This is a genomic window from Methanobrevibacter sp., assembly GCF_050872065.1.
In the GTDB taxonomy this organism is placed as follows: Archaea; Methanobacteriota; Methanobacteria; order Methanobacteriales; family Methanobacteriaceae; genus Methanocatella.
This window is the reverse complement of sequence record NZ_JBNMGD010000004.1, coordinates 35,859-49,583: the sequence shown is the minus strand read 5'-3', so window position 1 is coordinate 49,583 and position 13,725 is coordinate 35,859. Positions and strand designations below refer to the sequence as shown.

The following is a 13,725-nucleotide window of genomic DNA, read 5'->3' as shown; positions in this document are numbered from 1 at the left end:
TTTATATATAATATTATATTAATATTGGATTAAAATATATCTAAGCCAAAATAACTCCAATAATTGTTAATGTGCTTGGTGGAAAAAATGATGAGTCAATCAGATTTAGATCTTCAAAACAACATTGAAAAGTTACGGGATAATCTTTTAGATATGAGTTTGAGGAATAATTTATTGAATTTTAGACCTAGAAAAAAGAATGTTGAAATTGTTGATGAGGATATCGCATCATTATATAATATTCTTGTTATCAATGAGCAAAAAATGAAGTTTCTTTCCAATGAAACACTTGATGAAGATGCATTGCTGGATAATACCTGGGATTTCAATGCAACATTGAAAGACACACATACTGATAAGTTTCTTCAGACTAAATATGATCCTGATGAATTGCAAAAGAGATTAACACACATTTATCGTGATAATAGGACAGTTTTGGAAGAACAAGGATACAATGATTTCTTTTTAGCATTAGGTTTCTTAGAATGGAAAGAAATAGGTCATGAAAATGAAATACATAAAGCTCCATTAGTCTTAGTACCTCTTTCTATTGAGAGAAGTTCTGTTTCTCAGCCGTTTACAGTTAATTGGAATGGTGATGAAGTTAGATCAAATTTATCCTTAATTTATAAACTTCAAGAACAAGGTGTTGAAATACCTGATTTTGGGGAATTTGAATCTGAGCAAGATTTAATAGAATATTTTAAAGAAATAGAATCAATCATAGCTAATAAACCCGGTTGGAAAATTTCTAAGGATATTTTTTTATCTAATTTTAATTTTAAAAAGTTTGTAATGTTTAAAGATTTGAATTTAGGCAATTGGTCTGAAATAGAAAATAATTCCATTAAAAATTTATTTTATGTTGATGAACATGATTTTGACTCAGATGAATATGTGGACTTAAATTCTCTTAATACAACTGAAACTTACAATGTGGTAGATGCTGACTCATCACAGCTTGCAGTCTTAGAGGAGGCTAAAAAAGGTAAAAACCTTGTTGTTCAAGGCCCTCCGGGGACAGGTAAATCTCAAACAATTGTTAATTTAATTGCTGAATTAATGGCAAGGGGACAAAAAGTATTATTTGTCAGTGAAAAGAAAGCAGCTTTGGATGTTGTTAAAACAAGATTGGATAGTGTTGGTTTAGGTGAAGGGTGTTTAGAGTTACATGGTAAAAATTCAAATAAAAAAGACTTTTTAAATGAATTAGAACGTACTTTGAAAATTGATTCAGTTGAGCTGTCTGATGTAAGTGATTTTAAACATTTAGATGACATAAAAGGCGATCTTGATGATTATGTTAATACATTACATACAATTTATAAGAAAACAGAATTAACTCCTTTTCAATTAATTGGAATATATGAATATCATGGGCAAAAATTAACTAATGAGCAGCAGGAAATCTTGAAATTAGATAGTGAGGATGTTTCAAAATTAGATAAAGAAAAACGAGGAGAACTAATTAGAAAATTAAATGAAATTGTGGAGTATTATGAGTTAGTATCTCCGGTTTCAGAAAATATTTGGAGAAACACTTCTCCTGAAAATCTGACTTCTCCAGATGTTAAAGAAATAAAAAATCAATTAATAGATTTATTTAATAATTTAAATGAATTTGATGAGTTAACTATTCATGTTCATGAGTTAATTGGGGTCAATAAATTAAACACATTGGAAATTGAACCTTTAATAGATAATTCTAAAATTTTAAGACCTAATTTAAAATTACTAAATGAAAATGATGATTTGGAAAGTATTATTCAAGAAGTATCCACATTCCAAAATAATGCTTTAAATACAAGTATCAAATCATTAGACTTTAACTTGGATTTAGATAGTTTAAAAAATGAAATTGATTTGTTAATAAGGAATATTAATAAATTAAATATAGATATGGATAATGTTAATGAAGATGATTTTGAAAATCTTGAAAACATTATACAGAAAATATCTAACTTCCAAAATAAACTCGGATCGATGGATATAGATGTGTTAAATTTAGATTTAAATGCCTTAAAAAGAGAAATTAATACTTTACAAAATAATATTGATGCATTAAATATTGACGGGGATATTGTTGATAGGGAAGACTTTGATACTATAAGTTCTAATTTTAAATCTAACAAAAATTTTATTGAGGAGTCTAAAATACAAAAAGCACTTGATAATCCTAACCTTGAAATAGAATTTAATGAATTTAAATCTAAGAGAAATTCATTCTTTAAAAAAGTTTTTGATGGTAATTTCAAAAGAATAAAAAAACAATTTAAAAGTTATTATGATTTTGAGGTTGGTGACGATCAAATTGAGAGTGATTTTGAGAAAATAATATCTGTGAATAATAATTTAACAAAATTAAGGAATAAAATTAATTCATATTCTAAATCCAGTATTAATAATGATGATAAGATAATTATTGAGTCAGAAAAGTTATTAGAATGGACCTCAGAACTTGATTCTATAAAATCAAAGTTAGTGTCCTATCAGGTTTCAGTTCAAAAAAAGGAATTAGAAACTAAAATTGACGTGCTTATTGAATTAGAAGTAATGTCACAGGAAATAGAATCAGTAAATGATACTGGAAAATATTTCTTTTCTGATGATTGGAAATTACATAATTCAGATACAAAAATACTGCATGAAAAATTAAGTAAAATCAGACAATATAAAAAATGTTATCATGAATTAATTGACCTTAAAGAATTATTGCTAAGTATTGAATCTAAGGATATTGTTGGAAAATATTATTTCACTGATGATTGGAAATTACATAATTCAGATATAAAAACACTTAATGAAAAATTAAGTAATATTGAACAGTTCAAAAAATATTATGGCTATGGCTATTTTAATGATATTACTATTGAATTCATTGAATCCAATAAATTTAATGAATTAAATGATTATTTGGATGAATTGTCAAATCTTAAAGCAAAAATAATTAAACAATATGACAATATTAATCAAAAATTATATTTTGAGAAGGAACTTGCATTTGATGAAATCGATTCAGCAAATGTTCCATACATGCAAAATACTATTGAATTGTTACTGGAACGTATTGAAAATTTAAATGACTATAGATTGTTTGTCAAGTATTGTAAAGAGTATGGAGATAAATACACTAAACAATTAATTGAATATATAAAAGCAGATAAAATTCGGCCTGATTTGGTTGCAAATTTGTTTTATTATAATTTTGCAAATATAGCATTAAAGGACATTTTTTCTAAGGAGGCTGTATTAGATGAATTTAATTTTAAATTACATGAAGAAAAATTATCTCAATTTAAAAAGTTAGACAAAAATATTATAGAAACAAATAGATATAGAGTTCGTGAAATTTTAGGGGCAAATAGACCTAATATGTCAATAGTTGCTGCACCTAGTTCAGGTTTAGGAATATTATTAAAAGAAATGAACAAAAAAAGAAAAATAAAACCAATTAGAAAAATTTTAACTGAAACTAGTGATGTTATTTCTTCTATTAAACCATGTTTCATGATGTCTCCTTTATCTATTGCCCAATATTTGGATCCTAAAATTTATGAGTCTTACTTTGATTATGTAATTTTTGACGAAGCAAGTCAAGTAAAAATTGAAGACTCACTAGGAGCTATGTTAAGAGGTAAGAGATATATTGTTATAGGGGATACAAAGCAATTACCTCCAACAACTTTCTTTGAAAAAGAATTAGATATTGATGAAGATGAGGAAGAGGGTGTTGCAGATAACATTGAAAGTATTTTGCATTTGTGTAAAAATACCTTTGAAACAAAAATGCTTAAATGGCATTACAGAAGTTACCATGAATCATTAATATCTGTTTCAAATCAAGAATTCTACAACAATGAATTATATGTATTTCCTTCACCTACAAAAGAATCAGAAGATTTAGGTCTTAAATTTGTATATGATCCAACAACAGTCTATAATAGAGGTAGTGGATCAAACAATATTGAAGAAGCAGAAAATATTGTGGAATATGCTTGTGATTGCTTTAGAAAATGGGGAAATTCAAGAAGTTTGGGAATTGCAACATTCAATTTAAAGCAAAGAAATACAATAATGGATATATTAGAAAAGAAATTACAAGAACAACCTGATTTAGAACAATTCTTCAATGAAGATGGTGAAGATGGATTCTTTGTTAAAAATCTTGAAAATATACAAGGGGATGAAAGAGACATCATATTAATCAGTATTGGATATGGTGTAGATCAGAATAATAAATTATCATTAAATTTTGGGCCGTTAAATAAGGAGGGTGGTGAAAGAAGATTAAATGTACTGATTACCAGAGCTAAAAAGCAATGTGTGGTATTTAGTAACTTTAAATCATCTATGATGCATACTACTGAAAGAACACCAAAAGGTGTAGAAGCATTAAAAACATTCCTTTACTATGCTGAAAGTGGTGAATTCCCGGAAAATTATCATACTGGTGAAGATTTCGATTCACCATTTGAAGAAGCAGTGTATAATTTCTTAATAGATGAAGGTTATACTGTTGAAAAACAAGTTGGTTGTGCAGGATACAAAATAGATTTAGCTATTGTTGATAAAGATGATGCAAACAGATATGTTTTAGGAATTGAGTGTGATGGTGCAACATATCATTCCTCACCATTAGCAAGGGACAGGGATCGTCTTAGACAAGAAGTTCTTGAAGGTCTTGGGTGGAAATTCCATAGAATATGGTCTACTGATTGGTACCATGTCAATAAAACTGCAAAAAGAAGATTATTAAAGGCAATAAAAGATGCAATGAAAAATAAGGATAATAAAGTAATTGCTGAGAAATTAGAAAGTAATTTTACGCCTAATGTTGTGGTTAAAACTCAAGAAGATAAAAAACAGGAAGAATTAGGCAAATACTTTGAAGAATATGGTGAATATCGTCCTCGTGGTTCTTCTCCTTCAGCAAATATAGTTAAATTAATAGAAACTAATGGTCCTGTTCATATTGATGAAATTTATGATTGTATGAAAGTATTAACTGGTAGAATAGCAACTAAAAAGTTCAAAAGTGAAATTCGTGAGTTACTTATGTCATTTAAAGATTCTATTAAAAATGATGGGGACTTTTATTTTGAGAAAAATTATAATTTTGAAGAAATGAAAGTTAGAAGAAGAGTTTTACCTAAAATTGAGCGTATATGTCCTAAAGAAATAGAAAAATCGATTATTTACACACTCGAATTACAATATTCCTTATCTAAAGATGACTTAATAAAGGCTGCTTCATCATATTTGGGATTTAAAGCTGTCCGTAAAAATATCAAAGACACATATGAAATGATAATTTCTGATATGAAATCTGACAAAGTTATAAAAGAAACTAATGGAATTATGGAACTGATTAAGTAAGTTAATGGCGTAACATTACATTAGAAGAAGCATCCAGTTTATCAAAGGAGCATAATTGCTCACTTGATAAATAAGTGGATTAAAAATATTCCTTTTTATGAGTTGGATGATGAAAAGCTGTTTAGTAGCGTCTTTAAATTATTCAAACATATTTTTAATGTAAAATATGGAATTTTTAAGTTTAAAAAATTACATAATTTTTTAAAAGAGTTCATTTAATCTATTAAATAAATATATCTTACATTAAATTGTATGCTCATAGGGATAGAGCACATTTGATAACTATTCTTTGTAAATCATATTGCATTATCCATAAATTAATGATAATTCAGGAGATCAATAGGATGTTTAGTATGTTTATTTAGTGTCAGTTGTGGTAAATTCTGGTTCAATGTATTCTGATTCGTCAATTTCATCGTCATCTTTTTTAATATGAGTTTTTAACAAATCACTTATTAATAGTCCTAAATCAGATAATGCTTTGTTAGTTTGGTTACCTTTGCTTAAGTTAAGCACGCGAATACCTTCAGCATCATTTCCTTTTTTAGGGATTATTACCATGGAAACAGGTTCTACTCCAGCACCTGCACCTGATGCATCGCCTTTTTCAGTGCCTAAAATATTTTCTCCTACACCAAATCCAACTCCCATTCTCATCACTGGAATTAAAAGTTTATCTTCGGTTTCAATAGGTTGGCCGACAACATTTTCTATATTGATAAGTTTACGTAATTCTTCGACAGTTGTTTTAATATTTTCAGTCATATCTTCACATCCTAAATTATTATTATCATCTTTATTTTTTTTATTTAATATATCTTATTAAAGGGATATATTTCAAGTGTAACTTTTAACTTATAACTTATAGACATGTATTTCAAGTGTAACTTTTAACTCTTGATTAAAGATATTAGATTATTAATTGATATAACAATTGTTAAAATGTAGTTATAAAAAAATAGAAAACAGAATCATAAGTATGATTCTGTGATAGATGATACACCAGCACCAGCGTCTTCAATTACGCCTAAACCTTTTAAGGTCATGCCAATAGCAGCAAATGTTTGGACTAATTCTTTGTAGGTAATATTTCCCATGTGTCCAATTCTGAAAACATTTCCTTTTAAGTGGTCTTGTCCGCCAGCTAATTCTACACCGTATTTGTCACGCACAGTTCCTCTGAATTGGTCGTCAGTAATTCCTTCAGGCATTTTTACTGCAGTTACAGTTGCAGAGGACACTGCTTCATCAGCAAATAATTCTAAACCTAATGCTTTAACAGCAGTTACACTAGCTTTTGCAGCTTTGTGGTGACGTGCAACTCTTTCTTCAAGTCCTTCTTCCATAATCATATTTAATGCTTCGTTCATTGCATAAGTTAATGATACAGCAGGAGTGTATGGAGTTTGAGGTGGAACTTTGTCTCCACTTTTTCTTGCAGCTTTCATATCTAAATAGAATGTAGGTGAGTCAATTTTATCTGCTGCTGCCCATGCATCGTCACTTAATGTAATAGCTGCCATTCCAGGTGGTGCAGCGATACATTTTTGGGATCCAGTCACACAGACATCAATTCCGAATTTTTCCACATCTACATAATCTCCTCCAAGGGAGGATACAGTATCTACGATGTATAATGCATCGTAATTTTTCATTACTTTACCAATTTCCTCAATAGGTGCAGCTACTCCAGTGGAAGTTTCGTTGTGAATTACAGATACTGCTTTAATATTTTCATCTGCATCTAAGGCTTCTTTAATTGCTTCAGGAGTTACAGCAGTTCCCCATTCCACTGCTAATTCTTGGGTTTCAATTCCATGAGTATTTGCGATTTTCATGAAACGTTCACCGAATTTTCCACCCACTACATTGAGCATTTTTTCTCCAGGAGCAACAGTATTACTAATACCTGCTTCCATAGCTGCAGTTCCAGATCCTGTTAATAAGTAAGCATCATTAGAGGTTTGGAAAAGATCAGCCATTAATTTGTTGGTTTCTGTTAAAATTTCTCCATATTTGGCTCCTCTATGGTTAACAACAGCTTTAGACATTGCAGCAAGCACTCTAGGGTGTACTGTTGTTGGACCTGGAAGCATTAATAAAGTTTCATTCATTAAATTTTCCTCCATCATAAAATATAATTTTCATATAGCTTATTTAAAGCTAATTAAATTTTTAATTTTTATTGTTTTTAAATATTTTGTAGTACATATAATATTATGATGAATTTTTTTAACCAAAATAAAATTGAATACAAACGAATAATTAAATATGTAGTTGGACTATTTATTATGAACATTGGTATAGCTTTTTCAATTAAATCTAATTTAGGTTCAACACCGGTTGTTGCTGTGCCTTATGCTGTGAGTCTCATATCTGGAATTGATCTTGGGATTTGTAATATGGCATTTCAATGCTTTTTGGTTTTAATTGAACTGTTAATTTTAAGAAGAGCATTTCCTCCAAAACATTTCCTACAAGTATTTGTTGGAATACTATTTGGAGCATTTACATCTGTCTCAATGATATTATTAAATGTTATACCTCCAGTTGATAATTTAGTGATACAAATTATCTTTCTGATTTTAGGAATTATCATTTTCATTTGGATTATTCCTTTATGTTCCAACAAATATTGTTCCAGTTGCTGTGGATGGTTTAACACAGGTGATATCAATTTATGCTAATCAGTCATTTGCAAAAACAAAAGTGATGATTGATGTATCAATGATAATTATTTCATTAAGTCTGTCAGTTATATTCAGTTTAACTGATATGAGTGTAGGTATTGGAACAATAATTGCTGCAATGTCTGTTGGAACAATCGTAAAAATAATGAATATGGTTTATGCTAGAATTAGTGGAAGAGAGGCAAATTTAAAGAAAATGTAGTGTTAATATGATAAAAAGGATATCTGCTTTTGTTATTGGATTATTTTTAATGGCAACTGGTGTTGCATTTTCAATAATTTCCCTTCTTGGAACAACGCCGATAAGTTCTATTTCATATTCTCTTGCATTGATTACAAATATTGACATTGGAATTACAACATTTATTTTCAATGCTTCGTTGATTGTAATCCAGTTTATTATTCTGCGCTCAAGATTTCATAAAAAAAGATTGCTTCAGTTCATTAACTGTATACTGTTTGGATATTTCACTGATGTTGCACTTCATTTGGTATCCTTCATACCATTTGACTCATCACCATGGATGTGTACATTATTTCTTATTATAAGTATCTTTTTAACTGCATTTGGGATTTTTGTGTATATGCCAGCTAATATTGCACCTCTTCCGGGGGAAGGATGTGTTGAATCAATCGCAATTGTTACTGGATGGAGATTTTCAACAATTAAAATATGTTTTGATGCATCAATGGTGATAGTGTCATTAATACTGTGTGGATTATTCTATACAAATGTTTTTGGAGCAGTCAATATCGGAACATTCATATCAGCATTTATGGTTGGATTTACTCTAAGGCAAATCAATAATTTATATGAGTATCTAACGGGTAGCAAGATTAATGTTGTGAATAAAGAATAAATTATATTAATAAATTAAAAGCTAAATTATGTTAGTGAGGTTTAAATATGGAATTTGGGCTTTGGGAAAAATATTATAAAGAAATACTTGATGATTTCGGATTTTCAAGGAGTGGAGATGAAAAATCAGCAAAACTTCTTGATGAAATTTTATCAACACAAGGATGTCTTACATTAGATGAGTTATCACAGATAGTAGGTTTTTCAGATAAATTTATAGTATTTGGTGCAGGACCATCTCTAAAAGAGCATGTTCTCATGCTAAAAGAAAATTATGATTTGAAAGATTATGTTTTAGTTGCAGCAGATGGAGCAACAACAGCTATGATTGAAGAGAGGATATCTCCAGATATAGTGTGTACTGATTTGGATGGAAACTTGGATGATATTCTATTAGCAAATATTAAAGGAGCAAATATTGCAATACATGCTCATGGAGATAACATTGACAAAATAGCTAAGCTTCCTTCATTTTTCAATAATGTTATTGGAACAACACAAGCACAGCCTATTGGAAATCTTTACAATTTTGGAGGATTTACTGATGGTGACAGAGCATTATTCTTATGTACCGCTCTTGGAGCATCTGAAATTATACTTGCAGGTATGGATTTTGGAGATAAGGTAACTAAATATTCAAGACCTAATCTTGAAGTAGATGTAGGTACTGCTGATGAGTTTAAAAGGAAAAAATTGTTTTATGCTGAGAAATTCACAAACTGGATAAATGAAAATGAATCAGTTAATGTAGTTAACTTGTTAGAATAATAATAAATAATACTTAAAATAAAATTAGATAGCATGGGAATCGAAGATATTTTAATGCATGATGAAACTTTATTTCAGAATATAAATGCTTTTAATCAGGATTATATGCCTCAAAACTATAATTTTAGAGATACACAAATGGAAGCGATGGCAATATCAATAAGGCCGGCTATGATTGGTGGTCAGCCATCAAGTGCTATTGTTTTAGGTTCACCTGCAACAGGAAAAACAACAGCAATAAGAAAGGTATTTGAGCTAGTTGAAAAAAATACAGAAAAAGTGGTTTGTGTTTACATTAACTGCCAACTTCACACAACTCGTTTTGGAATATTTTCACAAATCTATAAGAAGTTATTTGGACATGTTCCACCTGAAACAGGAGTTCCATTTTCCAGAATTTATGATCAAATCATGCAAAATCTTCAAAAAAATAATAAATCTCTTGTTATAGCATTGGATGATGTTAATTATTTATTCCAATCAAAAACAGCAAATAAAGTATTCTATGATATGCTTAGAGCATATGAAGAATATCCTGGAGTTAAAACAGCTATATTTGCAATATTGTCTGATTTGGAATTTAAATATGCATTTGACAAAAATGTAAACTCAGTATTCATTCCACAGGAAATCCATTTCCCGCTTTATTCCTATTCTGAAATTGAGGATATATTAAGGGACAGGGCAAAAGCAGGATTTTTCCCCGGAGTATTACCTGATGATCTTTTAGAACAAATTGCAATGTATACTCATGAAAATGGAGATTTAAGAGTTGGGATTAATCTTTTAAAATCATGTGGTAATTTTGCAGAAGCAAATGCCAGTCGTGAAATAACTCAGGAGCATTTCGATCAGGCTATTGAATCATTAGTTTCAATTAATGTAGCTGAAACAATAAGGTCATTAAATGATTCAGAACAAGAATTATTAAAAATCATTGCTGATTGGGATGGTGTTTGCAGAGCTGGTGAGTTATCTGAAATGTATAAAGAAAAAACAAATTCCAGTTATGCATCTTTTAATCGTATTTTAGATAAATTAGAATTTGTTAGGTTAGTTGATACTAAATTTACAGGAAAAGGGGTTAGAGGAAATTCTAGAGAAATTATATTGCGTTTTAACCCCAATGAATATATGATTTAACTTTTTCCTGTATGTAATTAATTTCTGTTAACATTAGATTATTGCATGGTAAGCTTGTAATCTAATGTGCAACTAAGGGTTTGGTATTAAAAATAGTAAAATCCATTATATGATGTATGGATTTTGAGCTGCTACAACAGAAATAACAGATAAAAGTAATGCTGCTATTACTACAAGCACTACCATGCAAGATTGAATGTCAATGTTTTTATAGTTGATTTCTTCTTTCAAACTACTTTTTTTTCTTAAATCTACCTGAATTGTGGTGTCATTATTCTCGAACATGTTAATCACTATATTTAAGATTGTTAAATAACTAATATAAAAAAAGAGTAAGAGAGCATTTGAAAAGTAATATTTTTGAGGTAAAATCATGAAAAAATTTGAATATTTTGGAGTAACTGCAGATATAGGCTTTAAAGCATATGGTAAAGATTTAAATGAAGCTTTTGAAAATGCAGGATTAGCTATTTTTAATATAATTTCTGATACTTCTGATATTGAACCAACAAAAGAAATATCATTTGAAATAACCTCGGAAGATAATGTTTCTATGTTATATGATTATCTTGAGGAACTTCTGTTCTATCATGAAGTGGAATTCATGTTATTTTCAGAATTTAATGTTGAAATACTTAATAATTTTTCTTTAAAAGCAACAATAAAAGGGGAAGAAATCAATTGGGAAAAACACACAAGAAAATCTGAAATAAAAGCAATAACGTTCCATAAAATGGAAGTTTCACAATCAAATCCAGTCAAAATTCAAGCTATTGTTGACTTATAATATAAATAATATGAAAATATATTATCTATTATGAGAAGGACTAGAGTCATATCAAGAAATTTTGAAATGGTACTTGGTATTATAGGATCAATTATAGGACTATTATCTGGTTCTATGTTATTATTTTTAGGAGCTATTGAAAGTGTTCCGACTCCGTTTTTAGGATTTGTAGCTATTATTGCATCTTTTTTAGGAATTGCATCAAGTTTCTATGTTAAAAATAATAATGAAGTTGCTGGTGTCGGTTTTATAATTGCAACAATGTTTGTGATTGTTGGATCTGCATATATTAATGAGATAAGTGCAATATTTTTGCTTGTTGCAGGAATATCTTCATTATTTAGAAATTAATCATTACTTTTTTTAGTCATTCTATGTGGCTTGAATTTTAATAGTTTTTTTTTGAGTCATGAATTTTTTCGTTTTATTTTTTCTTTATTTTTAATTTAAAAATTGAAAATATCTTTTAAAAGTATTTTCAAAACATAATAATAAAAATAGACTGATTTTAAATTAATTTATGTCAAAATTAAATTATAGGATAAAAAATGAAAAAATCTAACAAGTTTTTGAAAGAGCTTTTTTTATAATTTAGCAAACTTTATTTATAATATTGTGAATAAAAATTAAAATATAATAATTTTGTGATTTTTATGAGTATTAAAGATGAAATTAAAAAAGTTAGAGATAATGTTTATGAGATTCCAGGATCTTTTAATAAAAAAATGAGAGCTTCTGGAAGATTTTATATTGCTGATGAATATTTCGATGAACTTGAAGAAGGAGCTATTGAACAGATTGTTAATGTAGCTTGCCCTCCGGGAGTTCAAAGATATTCAATTGGACTTCCTGATATTCACTTTGGATACGGATTTCCAATTGGTGGTGTTGCTGCATTTTCATTAAGAAATGGTATCGTATCTCCTGGGGGAGTTGGATTTGATATTAACTGTGGAGTTAGACTAATCAAATCAAATCTAAAAGTTGAAGATATTGGGGATAACTTAGATGAGCTTACTGAAAAGTTATTCCAAAATATTCCATCAGGTGTTGGAAGTAAAGGTAAAATAAGACTGGATGAAAATGAAATCAATTATGTGCTTGATTATGGTGCACAATGGGCTGTGGATAATGGATATGGATGGCCTGAAGATTTGGATGTTTTAGAGGAAAACGGAAGAATGGTTGATGCAGATTCAAGTATAGTGTCTGAAAAAGCTAAAAAAAGAGGAATTCCACAATTAGGTTCTCTTGGTTCAGGTAATCACTTTTTAGAAGTTCAAGTCGTTGATGAAATTTATGATGAAGATGTCGCAAAAGTCTTTGGACTTGAAAAAGGAATGATTGTAATTATGATTCATTCAGGTTCCAGAGGATGTGGCCATCAGGTATGTTCCGATTACTTAAGAGTAATGGATAAAGCTTATAAAAAATACAAAATTAATATTGATGATAGACAATTAGCATGTGCACCACTCGACTCAAAAGAAGCACAAGATTATATTCAAGCTATGGCTGCAGCTGCTAATTATGCATGGGCAAACAGACAAATGATGACTCATTGGGTTCGTGAAACATTTGAAGAAGTCCTTGGCAAATCTGCAAAAGATATGGAAATGGATATTGTTTATGATGTTGCTCATAATATTGCAAAAATGGAAACTCATAAAATCTACAATCGTGAAGAAGAAGTATTGGTTCACAGAAAAGGTGCAACTCGCGCATTTGGACCTGGAAGAGAAGAAGTTCCAGAAAAATACAGGGCTGTTGGTCAACCAGTATTGATTCCTGGAACAATGGGAACTGCATCATACGTTTTATGTGGAACTGATGTTGCAATGGAAGAAACATTTGGTTCAACTGCTCATGGTGCGGGAAGAGTTCTTTCAAGATCTAAAGCTAAAGAAGATTATAATCCTGATGAAATTACCGAAGAATTAGCATCAAAAGGTATTAAAATCAAAGCTACTAGTAAAAATGTAATTGCAGAGGAAGCTCCTGGTGCTTATAAAGATGTTGATAGTGTAGTTAGAGTATTTGATGAAACAGGCATTGCTAAACTTGTAGCTAAAGTTAAGCCACTTTCAGTTTGTAAAGGATGA

12 protein-coding genes are annotated in these 13,725 nt (G+C 29.4%); 9 read left to right on the top strand and 3 right to left on the bottom strand.

Annotated elements, in window-relative coordinates:
• Window positions 1-87: 87 nt before the first annotated feature.
• Window positions 88-5,376, top strand: a complete 5,289-nt coding sequence (locus ACR0P1_RS01235) for a DUF4011 domain-containing protein (RefSeq protein WP_432644596.1) — start codon at window positions 88-90, stop codon at window positions 5,374-5,376.
• A 357-nt stretch (window positions 5,377-5,733) separates the two neighbouring features.
• Here the strand turns inward: ACR0P1_RS01235 and ACR0P1_RS01230 are convergent, their stop codons facing one another.
• Together ACR0P1_RS01230 and ACR0P1_RS01225 are read right to left on the bottom strand one after the other, a co-directional pair.
• Window positions 5,734-6,141, bottom strand: coding sequence for a GerW family sporulation protein (locus tag ACR0P1_RS01230; RefSeq protein WP_432644595.1), 408 nt, complete (start codon window positions 6,139-6,141; stop codon window positions 5,734-5,736).
• 206 nt (window positions 6,142-6,347) lie between these two features.
• Window positions 6,348-7,490: a pyridoxal-phosphate-dependent aminotransferase family protein gene (locus ACR0P1_RS01225; protein ID WP_432644594.1), complete on the bottom strand. Its 1,143-nt coding sequence runs from the start codon at window positions 7,488-7,490 to the stop codon at window positions 6,348-6,350.
• 105 nt (window positions 7,491-7,595) lie between these two features.
• Here ACR0P1_RS01225 and ACR0P1_RS01220 point away from each other — a divergent pair, with 105 nt between their 5' ends.
• The 5 genes from ACR0P1_RS01220 to ACR0P1_RS01200 are packed head-to-tail and all read left to right on the top strand — an operon-like array spanning window position 7,596 to window position 10,836.
• Window positions 7,596-8,063: a DUF6198 family protein gene (locus ACR0P1_RS01220; protein WP_432644593.1), complete on the top strand. Its 468-nt coding sequence runs from the start codon at window positions 7,596-7,598 to the stop codon at window positions 8,061-8,063.
• Complete coding sequence (locus ACR0P1_RS01215) at window positions 8,044-8,268, top strand: hypothetical protein (protein ID WP_432644592.1); 225 nt, start codon at window positions 8,044-8,046, stop codon at window positions 8,266-8,268. Before ACR0P1_RS01220 ends, ACR0P1_RS01215 begins: the two co-directional genes overlap by 20 nt.
• A 7-nt stretch (window positions 8,269-8,275) precedes the next feature.
• Window positions 8,276-8,926, top strand: coding sequence for a YczE/YyaS/YitT family protein (locus tag ACR0P1_RS01210; RefSeq protein WP_432644591.1), 651 nt, complete (start codon window positions 8,276-8,278; stop codon window positions 8,924-8,926).
• Window positions 8,927-8,973: 47 nt separating this feature from the next.
• On the top strand, window positions 8,974-9,693 hold the full coding sequence (locus tag ACR0P1_RS01205) for a 6-hydroxymethylpterin diphosphokinase MptE-like protein (RefSeq protein WP_432644590.1): 720 nt from the start codon (window positions 8,974-8,976) through the stop codon (window positions 9,691-9,693).
• Between the two features lie 33 nt (window positions 9,694-9,726).
• Window positions 9,727-10,836, top strand: a complete 1,110-nt coding sequence (locus ACR0P1_RS01200; protein WP_432644589.1) for an ORC1-type DNA replication protein — start codon at window positions 9,727-9,729, stop codon at window positions 10,834-10,836.
• A gap of 105 nt (window positions 10,837-10,941) precedes the next feature.
• Here ACR0P1_RS01200 and ACR0P1_RS01195 read toward each other — a convergent pair whose 3' ends face one another.
• Window positions 10,942-11,121: a hypothetical protein gene (locus ACR0P1_RS01195; protein WP_432644588.1), complete on the bottom strand. Its 180-nt coding sequence runs from the start codon at window positions 11,119-11,121 to the stop codon at window positions 10,942-10,944.
• Window positions 11,122-11,209: 88 nt separating this feature from the next.
• On the opposite strand from ACR0P1_RS01195, the gene ACR0P1_RS01190 reads away from it, so the two are divergent.
• From ACR0P1_RS01190 to ACR0P1_RS01180, 3 genes are all read left to right on the top strand, one after another.
• Window positions 11,210-11,623 carry an archease gene (locus ACR0P1_RS01190; protein WP_432644587.1) on the top strand — a complete coding sequence of 138 codons (414 nt, stop codon included), beginning with the start codon at window positions 11,210-11,212 and terminating at the stop codon, window positions 11,621-11,623.
• 30 nt (window positions 11,624-11,653) lie between these two features.
• The gene (locus ACR0P1_RS01185; protein ID WP_432644586.1) at window positions 11,654-11,974 is read left to right on the top strand and encodes a hypothetical protein; all 321 of its coding nucleotides are present in this window, start codon (window positions 11,654-11,656) and stop codon (window positions 11,972-11,974) included.
• A 302-nt stretch (window positions 11,975-12,276) separates the two neighbouring features.
• Window positions 12,277-13,725, top strand: coding sequence for an RtcB family protein (locus ACR0P1_RS01180; RefSeq protein ID WP_432644585.1), 1,449 nt, complete (start codon window positions 12,277-12,279; stop codon window positions 13,723-13,725).